Origin of the sequence: Streptomyces goshikiensis (assembly GCF_014650555.1) — a bacterium.
GTDB lineage: Bacteria > Actinomycetota > Actinomycetes > Streptomycetales > Streptomycetaceae > Streptomyces > Streptomyces goshikiensis.
Map to the genome: position 1 here is coordinate 173,283 of NZ_BMVE01000015.1, position 16,095 is coordinate 189,377.

At 69.9% G+C, this 16,095-nt stretch carries 13 protein-coding genes and 1 pseudogene; 6 read left to right on the forward strand and 8 right to left on the reverse strand.

The window, feature by feature from the left end; genetic code table 11:
* Positions 1-132: 132 nt before the first annotated feature.
* On the forward strand, positions 133-798 hold the full coding sequence (locus IE248_RS31970; protein ID WP_190032497.1) for a TetR/AcrR family transcriptional regulator: 666 nt from the start codon (positions 133-135) through the stop codon (positions 796-798).
* A gap of 335 nt (positions 799-1,133) precedes the next feature.
* On the opposite strand, the gene IE248_RS31975 is transcribed toward IE248_RS31970, so the two are convergent.
* Positions 1,134-2,522 (reverse strand): DUF7927 domain-containing protein, encoded by a 1,389-nt coding sequence (locus tag IE248_RS31975; RefSeq protein ID WP_190032498.1) that lies wholly within the window; start codon positions 2,520-2,522, stop codon positions 1,134-1,136.
* 1,146 nt (positions 2,523-3,668) lie between these two features.
* A complete protein-coding gene (locus tag IE248_RS31980) occupies positions 3,669-4,394 on the reverse strand; it encodes a peptidylprolyl isomerase (RefSeq protein WP_190032499.1) in 726 nt (241 codons plus the stop codon).
* A 711-nt stretch (positions 4,395-5,105) separates the two neighbouring features.
* Here IE248_RS31980 and IE248_RS31985 point away from each other — a divergent pair.
* Complete coding sequence (locus IE248_RS31985) at positions 5,106-5,996, forward strand: MerR family transcriptional regulator (protein ID WP_190032500.1); 891 nt, start codon at positions 5,106-5,108, stop codon at positions 5,994-5,996.
* Between the two features lie 42 nt (positions 5,997-6,038).
* A pseudogene (locus IE248_RS38635) lies at positions 6,039-6,578 on the forward strand (Tn3 family transposase); the annotation flags it as partial.
* A 212-nt stretch (positions 6,579-6,790) separates the two neighbouring features.
* Here the strand turns inward: IE248_RS38635 and IE248_RS31995 are convergent.
* Positions 6,791-7,447 (reverse strand): TetR/AcrR family transcriptional regulator, encoded by a 657-nt coding sequence (locus tag IE248_RS31995; RefSeq protein WP_190032501.1) that lies wholly within the window; start codon positions 7,445-7,447, stop codon positions 6,791-6,793.
* 72 nt (positions 7,448-7,519) lie between these two features.
* Between IE248_RS31995 and IE248_RS32000 the strand changes: the two genes are divergently transcribed.
* The gene (locus IE248_RS32000; protein ID WP_190032502.1) at positions 7,520-8,182 is read left to right on the forward strand and encodes an O-methyltransferase; all 663 of its coding nucleotides are present in this window, start codon (positions 7,520-7,522) and stop codon (positions 8,180-8,182) included.
* A gap of 276 nt (positions 8,183-8,458) precedes the next feature.
* Here the strand turns inward: IE248_RS32000 and IE248_RS32005 are convergent, their stop codons facing one another.
* The gene (locus tag IE248_RS32005; protein ID WP_190032503.1) at positions 8,459-8,941 is read right to left on the reverse strand and encodes a hypothetical protein; all 483 of its coding nucleotides are present in this window, start codon (positions 8,939-8,941) and stop codon (positions 8,459-8,461) included.
* A 7-nt stretch (positions 8,942-8,948) separates the two neighbouring features.
* Here IE248_RS32005 and IE248_RS32010 point away from each other — a divergent pair, with 7 nt between their 5' ends.
* Positions 8,949-9,239: a hypothetical protein gene (locus IE248_RS32010; protein ID WP_190032504.1), complete on the forward strand. Its 291-nt coding sequence runs from the start codon at positions 8,949-8,951 to the stop codon at positions 9,237-9,239.
* Positions 9,240-9,370: 131 nt separating this feature from the next.
* Here IE248_RS32010 and IE248_RS32015 read toward each other — a convergent pair whose 3' ends face one another.
* Both IE248_RS32015 and IE248_RS32020 read right to left on the reverse strand, forming a co-directional pair.
* Entirely contained in the window at positions 9,371-9,739 is a 369-nt protein-coding gene (locus IE248_RS32015) for an ATP-binding protein (protein WP_229895674.1), read from the reverse strand.
* Between the two features lie 372 nt (positions 9,740-10,111).
* On the reverse strand, positions 10,112-11,026 hold the full coding sequence (locus IE248_RS32020; RefSeq protein ID WP_190032506.1) for a SigB/SigF/SigG family RNA polymerase sigma factor: 915 nt from the start codon (positions 11,024-11,026) through the stop codon (positions 10,112-10,114).
* A gap of 1,011 nt (positions 11,027-12,037) precedes the next feature.
* Here IE248_RS32020 and tkt point away from each other — a divergent pair.
* Entirely contained in the window at positions 12,038-14,257 is a 2,220-nt protein-coding gene (gene tkt / locus IE248_RS32025) for a transketolase (RefSeq protein ID WP_190032507.1), read from the forward strand.
* A gap of 120 nt (positions 14,258-14,377) precedes the next feature.
* Here tkt and IE248_RS32030 read toward each other — a convergent pair whose 3' ends face one another.
* Both IE248_RS32030 and IE248_RS32035 read right to left on the reverse strand, forming a co-directional pair.
* Positions 14,378-14,851: a hemerythrin domain-containing protein gene (locus tag IE248_RS32030; protein WP_190032508.1), complete on the reverse strand. Its 474-nt coding sequence runs from the start codon at positions 14,849-14,851 to the stop codon at positions 14,378-14,380.
* 239 nt (positions 14,852-15,090) lie between these two features.
* On the reverse strand, positions 15,091-15,630 hold the full coding sequence (locus IE248_RS32035; protein WP_037789574.1) for a DoxX family membrane protein: 540 nt from the start codon (positions 15,628-15,630) through the stop codon (positions 15,091-15,093).
* Positions 15,631-16,095 lie beyond the last annotated feature (465 nt).

Below are 16,095 nucleotides of genomic sequence, written 5' to 3' on the forward strand. Positions count from 1 at the left end.
GGTCTGTCTCACGGGTGGGCCCGGCTTCCGCATCAGGAATTCCGGACCGCTCGTTCCATAACTTAAACCATTCTGGAACGAACGGTCAAATACATGCTGCCCCGGCCGCCGACCTTCGCTACCGTGGGACGCATGGCAAGACCACGCACGTTCGACGAAGAAGCGATCCTGGACCGGGCGATGATCCTGTTCTGGCGCAAGGGCTACGAGGCGACCGCAATGAGCGACCTCGTCGGGGAGCTGGGGCTGGGCCGCGGCTCGATCTACGCGGCGTTCGGGGACAAGCACCAGCTGTTCATCCGGGCCCTCGGCCGCTACCTGGACCACCAGACCAGGCTGCTCGGCACCGCGCTCGACGACGAAGGGCCGGCGCTCGCCCAGCTGCGGGACGTCCTGGGCCGGCTGCTCGCAGCCGACGCGGCCTCCGGAACCGCCGGATGCTTCAGCGTCAACAGCATCGCCGAGCTGCTGCCGCACGACGAGGAGGTCGCGAAGCTGGCCCGACGAAACCTCCAGTACGCCGAGGAGGCGTTCACGGCGCAGCTGGAGCGAGCCTCGCGGGACGGGGAGCTCGCCCCCGCCATCACCCCGCGGGAGGGCGCGCGACTGCTGCTCAACCTGGTCCAGGGCCTGCAGATCATGCGCAAGGTCGACCCCGACCCGGCCCGCGCCGCAGCCTGCCTGGACTCCACCTTCGCCCTCCTGAGCCGCTCGCCGGGCACCGCCGCGACACCCGACGACGCCCCGGCCATGGCCTCGGCGGCGCTCGCCGCCGGACCGACACCCCGACCGCGATGAAGCACCGGGAAACACGGGGCCCAGTGGGACCGCCGCGGCGCCGAGCAGCGGGAAGAGTCCGTGCCGCTGCCGCGGGCTGTGGGGGCGTGCGCTTGCGAGGAGCCCACAGGGGACCTTGAAGGCTGTGTTCCAGCTGTCCGGCTTCGCGGCGAACCGCCGCCGTTGCCTGGAGGACGTCAGGGCCGTCTCGCCCACGGGGGTGGCGGAGACGGCCCTGACTTCCTCGTGTTTGTCCTGTCACACGCCGGCTGCCCTCAGGTTGCCGCGGTGGTGGGGAGCATGGTGTGTCGCCCCTGGCCGCGGCGTGCGGCGGTCAGGACGGGGAGGGGAGCCTGCTACTTCCCCACGCCTTCCTCGCTGTCGTGGTTGTAACCAGCGTCGCCGTGATCGTGATCGTGGCCGTGACCGGGCTTGTCACCGGGGTGGTGCCCGGGCTTGCCGTGGCCGGGCTTGTCGCAGTCCTTGGTCTTTTCGACCCTGATGGTGACGGTGCAGGCGCGGGAAGTGGCGCAGGTTCCGCCCGGGGCGGTGGGCACGGCGGTGTTGGTCAGGGTGCGGTCGCCAGTGTCGGGCGTGTTGACCGTGACCTGGTAGGTCACGGTCGCGGTGGCGCCGGGTGCGAGGGTGCCTGTCCAGGTGAGGGTGTCCCCGGTGACGCTCGCGGTGCCGGTGGTGGAGGTGACCGAGCCGGGGACGAGGGTGGCGTCGTCGAGGACGTCGCTGAGGTCGTCGGTGAAGTCGCCGGTCGCGGCGGTGGCGCCGGTGTTGCGGACGGTGACCCGGTAGGTGATGGTGTCGCCCTCGTTGGCCTTCCGTGCCGGCGTCGCCGTCTTGGCGATCGTGTAGGCGGGCGTGACGCAGGTGCCGGCGTCCTGGGTGGAGGTGGCCCCGTAGAAGCCGAGGCCGGTCGCCTCGACGGTCGTGACCGGCAGCGCGGCCGTGGAGGCGGTGGTGGGAAGACTGTTCAGTTGGTTGATGTCGCCGTTGGAGGTGAACGCGTAGACCTGTCCGGCGGACTTGGCAGCGCCGAAGGTCTGGGGGACCGTACCGATCTGGATGATGGTGTTGTCGGGACGGATCCGGAAGACCGGGGACGGGCTCGTCGTGTCCGGGGCGCCGAAGGCCAGGATGTCGCCGTCGTCCAGGGTGATGAAGTCGCCCGCCGAGACGATGCCGGCCGGGAAGGAGACGGGGAACAGCGTGGAGCCGCCGGTGGCGGGGTCGATCAGGAAGATCTGGCTCGTACTGAACGAGCCGGCGATCAGCGTTCCGTCCGCGCGGGCGGTCAGGCCGTTGACGGCGGGCGTCGGGGTGACCGCGGCGAGGGGCCCGGTGATCGGCGTGCTCGCCGTCTCCGCACCGGTGACCGGGTTGATCGTGTAAAGCGTGGTCGAGCCCGCGGCTCCGGGGAAGTCGACTCCGTACAGGGTCGATCCGTTCGGGCTGAACGCGATGTCACCGTAGTCGCGGACGAGCGGAGCGGTGCTGAGCGTGCTGCCCGTGGTGTCGTACTGGATGAGGTTCCGGGCAGTTCCACCGGTGTTCGCCCACAGTGTCGTGGGCGGGCATACCGCGCGCGCCTTGGAGGCGGCGGTACCGGTGGAGGCCGAAGCCGCACCCCCGCTGGCCTGCGCGAGCCCGGCGGGACCCGTGACGGCCAGGACGAGGCCGATAGCCGCACTCGTCAGCACCCGTCGCAGGACGGGTCGGCGGTAGTTCACCATGGAGTCTCCTAGCTTCTTCCGTCTCCCGCAGGAACACGGATGGCGTCTTTCCGCCGGCCTGGAGGCTGCGACGGCGGGATGCGTCACCGGACTCGGTCCGGACGCATGTCACGATGCCCACAGCCTCTGGGGCCACCACACGACGGAGGCGGAATCCCTCCGTCCGGGGCATCGCAGCCACCCGGACAGACCGCTGATCGAGCCTCGGTCCGTCCCTGCTCACGCGAAGGGACAGGGGCACAGCGGCTGCTTCGGCGCGCCGCCCTCCACTGCGCCCAACCGGCACTGATGCGGGCGGCGCGGGTACCCCCTCCGCCACGCCCCGCCTCGACGTCCCCGTGGAAGCGCCGCGCGCCCCGAAACCGGCCGAGCGCGGGTGGGTCTCGGTCCCCGATCAAGATCAGTCATCCCGGGCCCGGACCATAACGTGGCGAACACGGCAGCAAAGCCGAGGGCCTGACGCGTACACCGCGTGTCACGCTCTCGGCCTTTGACGTTTTCGGTCCGGAGTCGAACGGGGTTCGTCAAGGCGACTCCTTGAACACCTTGCTCGACCAGTTCCACAGTGCCGGCCTCCGCGCAGCGGCAATGACCACAGGGTCAGCGCCGCGCCGCGGACACGTGCGACTGCTTCCCGGGCTTCGGGATGGCGGTCGCACGTTGTACTCGACTGATGGGCCGAATCCGCCAGTCCGAACCACCCCGGAATGGCGGATGCGGCAGGCCGTACGGCACGGGGGAGTCATTGGCGGGTGCCAGGAGCACCGGACGTCCCTCCTCCTTCCCGGCCTGCCAGCCGGGCAGGCGGCCACTGCACGGTAGGCGGCGGCCATGGGCCCGCACGCGATCACACGGAGGACCGGTTCCGGTACCCGGGGCGAAGCCCGTGGGGCAAGATCCGGGGGCTGCCCGAACAGGTCTGCGCGGGCCCGAGAACCGGGGGACGGCTGCTCGGGCCCCGGGCATGTCCTCAGGGGCACTCACCATTCGAGGGTGGAGATCTCCGCCGGACCAGAGCGCTGCGCGCCGACGCGACAGCCGGCGAAGGCCCGGATCGCTCCGCTTCCGCACTCAGATGCTTCACCGGCCTGGGGCGGCCACGGGCGCCAGGCACGCTCATCGAGCACGTGGCCACCCCGCGGTGCGTCAATCTCGGCAGGATGGCCGGACGCGGAGCAGCTCGGTTCGCAGCACGGGTGTGCCGTCGACCGGTGCCGGGTCCTCCGCGGTCGGTTCGATGCCTCGGGCGGCGACTTTGTCGAGTGTCGTCAGGCCGTCGGCGCCGACCGTGCCGAACACCGTGTAGTTCGGTCGCAGCGCCGAGTCGCCGTAAACGACGAAGAACTGTGAACCGTTCGTGTCCGGACCGGCGTTGGCCATCGCCAGCAGGCCGCGCCCGTAGAGGCGGCGCGCGCCGGTCGGGTCGGTCGGTGCCGGCGGCAGGTCCACCGGCAGCTCGTCCTTGTACTTGTACCCGGGCCCGCCCTCACCGGTACCGGTCGGGTCGCCGCACTGCAGGACCTTCAGCGTCGGGTACGCCGTCAGACGGTGGCACACCGTACGGTCGTAGAAGCCATGCCGTGCCAGGTGCAGGAAACTCTGGACCGTGCACGGTGCCTTGGCCCGGTCCAAGTGCAGCGGGAGGGAGCCCTGGCTGGTCGGAACAGCCAGGTCAACCGTGCCACGGCTGGGGGTGCGCCGCGGGTCGGGCGGCAGCGGAACAGGGCGAGCCGGCGGCTCGTCCGGGGTCTGCGTGTACTGGCAAGGGCCGTGCGTCGTGCGCGGCGGAGCACTCTCGGAAGCGGTGGCGACACTCCCCCCGGACACGACTAACGCCACGGCCGCGAATGTGCTGATCAGTGCCCGTTTCATCTCGCACGCCCTCCCGATGATCGCCAAGTCCTGAAGCGGTCGCAGTCTAGGGCTTGGGTTGGTCCGCGGGAATAGTCAACGGCAGGAGGCTGACCCGGCCGACCCCAAGGTCCTCGCCCTCCACCTGACGTCCCTGCTCGACGGAGCCACAGGCGCTGAGGCGTTGGCCGCACCACAGGCTCCAGACGGCCCTCACACGGCTCCGCCATCCGCTTCCATACCGTCCGCTCCGTCAAACCGGCAGCCTCCGCCATCACGCGCACATGAAGCGACGACACCGACCCCGGGCCCTGGTCCACCGCCAACAACCGACGGACCACCACACCCCGCGCCAACCGGCCGTCCTCACCCGTACCCACCGGCACAGCCCGGCCTTGGCCGGCCGCACACAGGAACGGGCAACCCCATGACAGCCAAGATCAGCACCGATGCAGGGCAAGACCAGGCATAACCGCCTCAACCTGGCTGACGCCCACCCAGTGCCACCCACCCGCCCATTCACAGTCGAGACCAGCCCCGACCCCATCGCGGGGGACCTCACCAAGTGGCTGGCCGTCCGCGCTTCTTGAAACACGGCCGTGGAATTGTCCCACCAGTGACCAAGGCAGGCATACAGGACTCATCGGCGAGACAGGGACGGGTTTGCACCTTCCGTAGCGTCATGTGGTCAGGTGGAGCTGTTCTCGTTCGCTTATGAAAGGTCCTTCCTCGATGCCCATGTCCTTCTTCGTGTCGCGTCAGGCCAGGATCGGTGACGTGGCGGCCCTCGTGGGTACGACACCGCGGGCGATCCGGCACTACCACGACATGGGCCTGATCCACGAGCCCAGACGGGGCGGCGACGGCCGCCGCCGCTACGGCTTCCAGGACGTGGTCCGGCTGCTGTGGATCCGGAAGATGGCCGATGCTGGAATCGCTCTGGACGACATCCGTGACGCCTTCACCACCACCGCCGTGGCAGTGGTCCAAACCGGCAAGAGCGAAGGGGACGGCATAGAGGCCGCCCTGGCCCGGCTGGAGGAGACCCTCGCCGCCCAGGAGGCGAAGCTTGCCCGCCAGCGGGCCCGCGTCCAACGGATGCGTGCCGAGGGCAGCCGGATGGGCCTGCTCTCCGAGGCAGTCACCGGCCGTCTAAAGAACCTTCCCGAGGGCTCTCTGCGCCAGGCGGACCTGGACGCCCTGCTCGTCACCGAGCGGATCTTCGGCCCTCTCGGCGCGGCCGTACAGGCATCCCGGTTCATCGCGCTGGCCACCCATCCCGAGATTCGGGCCGAGGCCGACCGCCTGGACGCCGCCGAGGAAGCGCTCGACGACACCGTCGCCGTCGACGACCCGCGCGTTGCCGAGACGGCCGCCCAACGCCATGCCTTCGAGGAGATCCTGATGACGGTGATCGAAGAGTCAGGGGTCGCGGAGGAGGAAGCAGCCCTCCTCGACGCCCTGGACATCGCTCACCCCGAGGGCACCGAAGACACCCTGGAGCCGGATGCCAAGGACGGCGGCATGAGCGCGTTCGAGGCGGTCACCAAGCTGCCCCACGACTTCTCCCCGGCCCGGGTTCGCTGCGCGGAACTGGCCCAGGAACTAGCCACCCGCAGCTGAAACTGTAGTGAGGGATGTCTGGGCAAGGGGTGGTGGTCCCCGCTGCCCGGTGACATGGCAGCGACGCTGAAGACGCGGGACGGCTCGCGGTTCTCGGAGTCGGAGCGGCTGCGTCGGCCGCCGACGGGGACTGCGTTCGCCCGCGCGCTGGAGTGGGTGGATGAGATCGGCGTCTGCCGGTTAGGGCGGATGAAGCCGTCGCGGGGCCCGCCGAATCGGCTGGCGGCGCTGGCCGGTACTCCCTGGGGTTGAAGGCGCCGCTGCTGGAGCGGGCTGCGGAGACGAAGCGTACGGCGATGCTCGCCGCAGTGATTCGGCACTTGGAGGCGAAGGCGATCGATGGGGCCTTGGACCTGTTCCAGATCCTGATGGCCATCCGGCTGCGGAATGTGGCGAAGCGGAAGGCAGATAAGGAGCGGCTGTCCACGCTGCCGCAGTTGGGGAAGGCGTCGCGCACGCTCGCGCGGGCGGCGAAGGCGCTGTTCGAGGAACGCCCTCCCGGCGCCGGCCCGGCAGAAGGCGGGCGTCAAGCCGCTGCTGCCGCGCGAGGTGGACGACAAGCTCACGCCTCCCGAATGGCGGTCTGAGCAACGATCCGATGATCGGAAAGGCGCTTCCTGCAGCCGCTCGCCTTCGCGCATGCCGTCGCTCTCGGCCTGGTGGCCGACCACCTACTCGACGGACCCGCCGGCGCCTGCCACCAGAGACGGGAGCCCGACGACGCCCCCGACACCTCGGCCGAATCGGTCAGCCGGGTGTCCGCTGCCTGCACCGTTCACTGCCTGCCTTCAGAGTCATCTGCTCCCCATCTCCCCTGCGTCCGCTACGTCCGCGCGGTGCAGGAACACCTCGACGAGGCGGTCGGTGAAAGCCTGGTCGACGGGTTCCGCCGTCATCAGGACGCGGTGGTAGACCGGTCCGACGAGTTGGTCGATCTCCGCCGCCATGTCGAGGCCGGCGGGGAGTTGGCCGCGTTCCACCGCGCGTTCCAGCGGGAGCAGGTCGCGTCGGCGCTGTTCGTCGAGGTACCCGGCCCGCAGGGCGGCGGCGAACGCGGGGTCGTGCTGGGCGTACCCAATGAGGGCTTTGAAGACGGCGCCCGCGTCGGACCGGGTGAGGAACAGGGCCAATTGACGCAGGTGGGCGCGCAGGTCCGGGCCCAGGTCGCCGTGGTCCGGCGGGTTCAGGGCTTTGGCCGCGTCCTGGAGGAAGGCGTCCAGGAGGACATCGGTCTTGGTCTTCCACCAGCGGTAGACGGTCTGCTTGGCGACGCCCGCCCGGGCGGCGATGCCCTCGATGGTGACGCCGGTGAAGCCCTTCTCGACCAAGAGGTCGTCGGCCGCCTCCAGCACCGCCTGCCGGGCCTGTTCGCTGCGGCCATGCCTGTTGCCGTGGTGGCGTTCCGCCGGCTCCGGCCCGGCCGCCGCCGCGGCCGAATTTGCTCGTCCCATGTCTCTGCCTCCTGGGGCCAGGTTAGGCCAAAACCTCTAGACGGTACGCAACGGTGCGTCTAGTCTAGATTTATGACAGCCACCAACACCCTCGAAGACCCCCGCGTCGCCTCCGCCCTCGACCGGATGTTCGGGCGCGCCGAGCAGGACGAGGCGATCAGGGGGCGGATCCGAGCGGCGCGGCCCCAGGGTTCCGCGCCCCTCGGCCCGCAGGAGCAGGCCGACGCCAACGCCGAGGTCTACATGCCGATTTCCGCCCAGGGCGGCCGCCTCCTCTACAACCTGATCCGGGCGACCCGCCCCGCCACCGTCGTCGAGTTCGGCACGTCCTACGGCGTCTCCACGCTCTATCTCGCCGCCGCGGTGCGCGACAACGGGACGGGGCGGGTGATCAGTACGGAACTGAGCGCCACAAAGGCCGCGGCCGCCCGCCGGACGTTCGCCGAGACGGGGCTGGACGACCTGGTCACCGTCCTCGAAGGAGATGCCCGCGACACCCTCGCCGCCGTCGCCGGCTCCGCGGACTTCGTCCTCCTTGACGGCTGGAAGGACCTGTGCCTGCCCGTGCTGCGACTCCTCGAACCACGCCTCGCGCCCGGCACCCTCGTCGTCGCCGACGACGTCTACCTGGAGAGCCTCGCGCCCTACCTCGACTACGTCCGCGACCCCCGGAACGGCTACCAGAGCGTCACTTTCCCGGTGGAGGACGGAATGGAGATCAGCTGCCGCCTCTAGATCGTCTCTTTCGGATCTTGTCGGCCGATCCCGCGCCGTCCGGTGCCGTGCATCGCACGGTGGAGAACTCGCCCTGCGCTGGACGCACTGGCGTGCCCCCGGCAACGCAGTCAGGCGCGGTGCCGGGCGGTGCGGGCGGCGGCAAGATCCGAAAGATACGGCCTGGCGCCGCCCGCCACCTGCGACGGCCCTGTCGCCCCGTGGTCGCCGTTCCTCCCGTACGACATGACCAACGCTGCTGGTCTGGACACCTCGCCCCCGAAGGAGCGCACATCGTCATGGGTATGGACAGAGGTATATGGGGGAACTGATTACGACCGGTCCGCGCTCCGGGTCTCCCGCGCGCTGCTGCTCGGCGCCCTCGTCGAGCACGCCGCGGCGCGGGGTTCCACCGCCTGGGCCACCCCCTTGTGCGGCACCCACGCCACGTCCTTCGCCAGCACGGGCGATCAGGAGTCGCCGATGACGGTGCGGCTGGGCTGCGCCAAGGACGCCGGCGGTCTGCGCTCGCTCGCCGCGAACGACAACGACCTGGTCATGGCCGTGGACTTCGGGATCGCCGAGCGACGCCAGGATGTGCGCGCCCTCATTGCGGAGCTGGTCGCCCGGATCCACGCCGACCAGGCCGCCGGCATGAGCCAGGGCGCCGCGCTCACCGAGCGCACCCGGCAGCACAGCGTCGGGATCTACCCACTGCAAGCGGGGAAGCGCCGACTTCCGGGGCACCATCCAGGCCGTCGACGACAGCCTCGTGATCATCACCCCGATGGACGCCACAGGCCTCGACGCCGGCTTCTGGGAGAAGTTCTTCGCCGGCGCGGCCGCGTTCGGCGTCTGGGTCCTGGTCGGGGCCGGGTGCCTGGCCCCGACCAATGCCGGCGCGCCCGCCGCCGCCCCGGTGCGCAACGCCCTTGCCAGCGGCTTCAGCGCGCTCGTCAACGAACTGATGACCGCCCACTTCGACGGCAAGTCGCTCGGCGACGGGAACGTCTGGGCGGGGCGCTGGCCGCCTCGATCTGGCCGGCGGTGGGCGGTGCCTTCAGCGGGTCGTCGCTGAGCTGGACCTCGACCCGCGGCGCACCGCCTCCGCCAAGAGACACATCCACGATCTCCCGGGAGTCGCCGAGGTCGTGTCTTGATGTCCTCGGCGCGCACTGGGCCGGCCTGAGCAGTTGGAGACCGGGGCGGTCAGTGTTGCACTGTCACGCCGTACTCCAGCCGGGACGCCTCGACCTCGGCCCACACGGCCTTCCCGGACTCATACGCGTGAGTGCCCCAGCGATCGGAGAGGCGCTCCACTATGTACAGGCCGCGGCCGCCCGGGATGCCGGGCCGTGGTGCCGGGTGACGGACGGGAAGGGCTGTCGTGCCGTCATGCACCTCGATGCGCAGGGCCGTCTCGTCGGCGGTCAGGGCGAGCTCGTGGCAGCCGTGTGCGTGCAGTGACGCGTTGGTCAGCAGTTCGGACACGAGCAGGAGGGTGTCCTCGGAGGTCTCGGTCTCGCCCCAGCCCCAGTCCCGGAGCGCTTGGCGTGTGAAAGCGCGGCCCTTGGCCACGTGCCCGGGGACGCCTGCCAGGGCGAGCCGGCGACGCTGCCTCCTGGGGGCCAGGTCAGCCCTCGATGGACCGTCAGCCTCTGGTTCTCTGTTCTCCACTGTGTGCCCAACCCCGTGTCCGCCCTTGGGCTCTGCTACCGGCACCGCGACACGGCCGCTACTGGCGTCTGGGGCCCGACCGCACCCGGGTGGCGCCGGAGGGCCGGGCACGGTCGTGACAGTGTGAAGGGCCTCTCGTTTCGGCGTGATCCCTTGGGCAGCCGCAGCATGGAGCTGCTTCCGGCGGCGAGAGAGTGGACCAGATCGCAGGGCGGATGGGCCGATCTCAGTTCCCGGTGCCGGGTTTCTCGGGGGAGGCGTCATGGCTCGCCCCTATGCCGTGAGCATGCCGGTGCGCAACCGGGCGAGAGTTCGGGACAGGAGACGGGAGACCTGCATCTGTGAGATGCCCAGTTCAGAGCCGATCTCGGCCTGAGTCCTGTCCTGGCCGAAGCGCATCTGCAGGATCAGCCGGTCGCGTTCATCCAGTTGTCGCAGCAGGGGCGCAAGGGTGTGCAAGTCCTCGAAGAGCTCCATGGCGGGGTCCACGTCGCCGACCAGGTCTGCCAGTGGCCGGGTGGACCGGCCGGTCGAGGGGGACGCGTCGCTCTCTCCGGCAGCCGCGTCGAGGGAGCCACTCGTGTATCCGTTTGCTGCGATGAGTCCGTCGACGACCTGTTCCTCGGTCAGCTCCAGGTGCTCGGCGACCTCCTTGACCGTCGGGGCCCGCCCCAGGACGTCGGTCAGGGCCTCCTGAGCCTTGGCGAGCTCGCTACGCAGTTCCTGGAGGCGGCGGGGGACGTGCACGGACCAGGTGGTGTCGCGGAAGTGCCGCTTTATCTCACCGACGATGTAGGGAAGGGCGAGGGTGGAGAACTCGACCTCGCGCTCAGGGTCGAAGCGGTCGATGGCCTTGATCAGACCAATGGTTCCCACCTGGATGATGTCGTCCATGTCAAGCCCGCCGCCGAGCACGCGGGCGCGGAAGCGCCGGGCGGCGAACTGCACGAGGGAGAGGCTCATCTCGATCAGGGTGTTGCGCGTGTACTGGTACTCGCGCGTCCCTTCCTCCAGCGTGCGCAGCCTCCGGAAGAAGACGCGCGACAGCTCACGGGCGTCGCTCGGCGCCATCTCCCGGGCGTTCTCCACTCGGACGTGCTGCAGGTCCTGCGCCGTCGTGTCTGGAGTACCCGTAACCTGCGCCTCTTTTGCCTGAATGAGGCCGATCACGGTGGTCGTGTGAGACATGACGACCGCTCCCTCCCTGTTGACTGACGGCTGTTCGCCCCTTCTGCCCGGGCTTTGCGGTTCTATGCACCTTCGGGGTGCGGCTGCTCACACAGGTGTCCGATGCGCTGTCCGGCCATAGCGGGCGGCACCCGGCCCGCCGGGGGCGTCGGCGCAGCGAGGGGCGCATGTCCTTGGCGCCCAGTTCCCGGAGCAGCCGGGGCCGAGAGGGGGCAATGACGGTCTCTTCGGCGCGGGTGAGCCGAACGTCGTTCGAGGCCGGGAAGTTGACAATGCGCCGTCCAAAGCCACCGGGGTCCGACGACGACCGACGGTGCAGGCCCGGCAGTGTCCCCGAAAGTGGTGGCTCCTTCGGCGTGCCGATAAGCGGGCAGGAGTCTTCGCGCGGCGAACCACCCTGGCAGCCAGGTGTCAGTTGTGTGCAGGCATGCGAGACGGCCCGCCGAGCCTTAGCCAAGGGTCCACGCCTTCGGACCGGGGCTGGACACGTTCATCGTGATGCTTTCGCGCTTTCCGTACACGGGTACGTAGGGGTGGGGCACCGGCTTGCGTCGGCAGCCCGTGGAGTCGCTCGGGCATGGATGCGTGAGTGAAGGCCGGGAGGCAGCGCGGAGTCACCGCGGGTTGTGGTCAGGCAGAGGCGGACGAAGTGTGGGTGCTCGCCTGCTCCGGTGAGTTCGCCCTGGCTACCGCGGAGGTGTGCAGGAAGGCCGGTGACCGGGACGCGGCCGTCGCGCAGCTCCTGGTTCTTGATGTCGCCGGGGCGTCGGTCGCCGACTCGTCCTTCCTCAGCCTCCTCGTACAGCTGCGGAAGCCCCGCTCGCTGCTATGGCAGGGCTCGGGGCTTCCCGACTTCGTCTGCTCGCCGCGCCGGTGCCGCGCTCCGAGGCTGGTCTCGTCCCCTGATCAATGATGTTCGTGTATCAGCCTGCGCTGGCAAGGAATGCCAGGCTGGATCCGCCGGGGCTGCCCTGTAGGGCCGGCCCGTCCGTTCGACGAAGGGACCAAGGCATGACGAACGAGCGATCCGAGGGGACCGTGCGGCGCGACCGCTCCCTGACAAGCCCCGTGGCGGACCAGGCCGGATGGGACGAGGTGGACGTCCGCGCGGTGGATACCGCGCGGCTGCTGGCGGCCGACGCGGTTCAGAAGGTCGGCAACGGGCATCCGGGGACGGCAATGAGCCTGGCCCCATTGGCGTACCTGTTGTTCCAGAACGTCATGCGGCACGACCCGGGCGACGACCAGTGGCTGGGGCGGGACCGCTTCGTGCTCTCCTGCGGTCACTCCAGCCTCACCCTCTACATCCAGCTCTACCTGGCCGGCTACGGCCTGGACCTGTCCGACCTGAAGGCGTACCGGACGTGGGGTTCGGCCACCCCAGGCCACCCGGAGCACCGGCACACCCACGGTGTGGAGATCACCACCGGGCCGCTGGGACAGGGCCTGGCCAGCGCGGTGGGGATGGCGATGGCCGCCCGCCGCGAACGCGGACTCCTCGATCCCGATGCCGAACCGGGCACCAGCCCGTTCGACCACCACGTCTACGTCATCGCCTCCGACGGCGACATGATGGAGGGCGTCACCGCCGAGGCCGCCTCCCTGGCCGGGCACCAGGAACTCGGCAACATCACCGTGTTCTACGACTCGAACCACATCTCGATCGAGGACGATACCGACGTCTCCTTCAGCGAGGACGTCCCGGCTCGCTACGCCGCCTACGGCTGGCACGTGCAGACCGTCGACTGGACCGTCACCGGCGCATACGTCGAGGACGTCGACGCACTCCTGGGCGCGATCCGCGCCGCACGCGACGAGACCGGCCGCCCCTCACTGATCATGCTGCGCACCCTCATCGGCTGGCCGGCTCCCACCAAACAGAACACCGGCAAGGCCCACGGCTCCGCCCTCGGCGAGGACGAGATCGCCGCGACGAAACAGCTGCTCGGTTTCGACCCCGGGCAGCACTTCACCATCGAGGACGATGTCCTGGCCCGCACCCGCGAGGCCCGCGACCGCGGCCGCGAGGTGCGCCAGGCGTGGGACGAGGACTACGCGCTCTGGCGCACCGCGAATCCGCAAAACGCCGCACTACTGGACCGCCTGAAGTCCCAGCGGCTGCCCGACGGCTGGGCCGATGCCCTGCCTGTCTTCCCCGCCGACGACACCGGGATGGCGACCCGTGCCGCCTCGGGCAAGGTCCTCAGCGCCCTCGCGTCCGTCCTTCCGGAGCTGTGGGGCGGCTCCGCCGACCTCGCCGGAAGCAACAACACCACGATGGACGGAGAGCCGTCCTTCGTGCCGGCCGACCACCAGACCAAAGAATGGAAAGGCGGCCCCTACGGACGCACCCTGCACTTCGGCATCCGCGAGCACGCCATGGGCGCGGTCCTCAACGGCATCGCACTGCAGAGCCTCACCCGCCCCTACGGCGGCACCTTCCTGACCTTCTCCGACTACATGCGCCCCGCCGTACGCCTGGCCGCCCTGATGAAACTTCCGGCCACCTACGTATGGACCCACGATTCCATCGGCCTGGGCGAGGACGGCCCCACCCACCAGCCAGTCGAACACCTCGCCGCCCTGCGGGCCATCCCCGGCCTCGACGTGGTGCGCCCTGCCGACGCGAACGAGACCACCGCCTGCTGGCACGCCATCCTCGAACACCACGACCGCCCCGCCGGCCTGATCCTGAGCCGGCAGAAGCTGCCCGTCCTCGACCGCGACGGCGCGGACTACGCGCCCGCGCGGGAAGCATCCCGCGGCGGATATGTCCTCGTCGATTCCATGGGGGGCAATGCCGTACCGGATGTCATCCTGATCGCGACCGGCTCCGAGGTGCACCTCGCTCTGGAGGCCCGCACCCTGCTGGCGGCCGACGGCCTCGCCGCGCGCGTGGTGTCCATGCCCTGCCGGGAGTGGTTCGCCGCCCAGCCCTTGGAGTACCAGGTCCAGGTGCTGCCGCCGACCGTGCGAGCCCGCGTCAGCGTGGAGGCCGCCGTCGGCCAAGGCTGGCGCGACGTCGTCGGCGATGCGGGCCGCATCGTCAGCCTGGAACACTACGGCGCCTCCGCCGACTACGAACGGCTCTACGCCGAGTTCGGTATCACCCCGCAGGCCATCGCCGCGGCAGCCCACGACAGCATCGACGACACCCGCCGCGCACCGCGCCCGGGCGGTCACCGGCCTGCCTCCGCCCCCACGAGCGGTGGGACCGGTGACCGTGCGTGACCACAGCCTCCGTCTCGCGCGGTACCACCCCTAGGCTCCAGAGGTACGGGGCTGCGGCCTCGGTTCGCATCGGGCACGGCCGACCGCGGAGCCGTGGCAGACCCCTGCGCCACGCCCCGTCTACTGCTGGGCGCTGGGAACTGCGAGGGGATCGGCGGGGGACTTCTTCTTGGCCGCCACCATCTGCTCACCCAGTTCGCTGAGGCGGTTACGGCCCATGGCTTTGCGTACGTCGGGGAACCACTCCTTCTCTTCTTCCTCGACGTGGTGGCGCACGTTCTCCATGAGCACGGCCATCTTGGCGTCGAACCGCTCGTCGAACGGGTCGAGTCCCTTGAGCTCGGAAAGCATCCACAGGACGACGTGGTGCTCCTCGATGCTCTCCAGCACGTGGTCCTTGGTGTCCGGGGCTGCCTCGCGGGCAGCGGGGTAGAAGATCTTTTCCTCGATCCAGGTGTGAGTGGTGAGTTCCTCGATCACGGCGTCGGCGATCTTCCGCTTCTCCGCGTGGGCGCTTTCGCCGGCTTTCTCGAACCGCTTGAAAAGCTTCTCCACGGTCTTGTGGTCTTCCTTGAGCAGCACGATCCCGTCCACAGCACTTCCTCAACATCGGCGCTGCGGGGCGACGAGTGTCGCCCCGCAGCCCTGTTACCCGCTGAGAGGTGTATCTGACGGACCGGTGAAACGGGATAGCCCAGAATGGCGACGGGGCTGAGCCGTACGCCGTGGAGACCGTCGTGGCAGGCCGCAGCCGTGTCTCGCGAACCCATGGGGTCACAGGGCGTGTGCCCACCCAGGAACTGGAGTGGACTCCTACGGTGGCCGAGCCTTGCTCAGCGGGAGCCAGTGAGGGGGGCCGTCACGGCCTTGGCGTGATGCGCCGTCCTTGCTGCGGCCGCTTCCACGGGGCGGCGGACGGCCCTGACCGGGTGCCGGTGGTCGAGTGCGTGCCGGGAGCGGTAGGCGAGTGAGGGTTTGCCGTGGGTGTCCGCGGAGGCGATAAGGAGACCTCCCAGTGCGGAGAGGTCGGTCAGGAAATGAGCGCGCTGCCGCGCGCGCTCTTCCGGGTCCTCAACCTTCCAGAACGCGTGCGTGGCGAGGGAGGTCGGCACCAGCGTGGCAGCGAGCGTGAGCGCTGCCAGGCGTGGGGCACGCCCCGTTGCGAGCAGGAGGCCCGCAGTGGCCTGGATCGCGCCTGTGACGCGTACCAGCTGTAGCGGATCTCCGGCGAGGACGGGAAGCCGCTTCCCGACCGCCCGGACGACGGGGCCGGCAGCCTCGGCAGCGGCCTCGGGGCGGCGCAGGGTGCGTAGCCCGCCGGTGACGAGCGGGGCGGCGAGCATGGGGCGAGCGAGCCTTCTCAGGACAGTCATGTCTTCCTGCTGCCCAAATGCGGCATGTCCACCCGGTCCCGCATCAGCCTGTCTGCGTGCGCCCTGCCAAGCCAGCGGAAGTCGGCGGGTCTGATCACGGCCAAGCATCCGAAGCCGGCTGAGCCCTCGCAGGGTGAGGGGGCGAGCCGGTTCAAGGGGTCCGAGCAACACGGCTGGTCGCCGGACGTGGACGAGACCAAGCGGCAGGACAACCCCAGCGCTCACCGCTCCTTCCACCCGGAGGAGTACGCCCCCGGCAAGGGGCCTGGTCGGACGGTGTCCAAGGAAGAAGCGGAGGCTTCGACCGGCCGCCGCCGGGCGCGTGTCGATCGGGACCGGGATACCCCGGCTCGACGGCCGCTACGCCGCTCGGCTGAACTTCCCACTCGGCACCGCCTTTCCCGGGCAATGAGTCCTCATGGACAGCAATCGAGAAATGGACCCGGCACACCAGGTGCCCGAAGG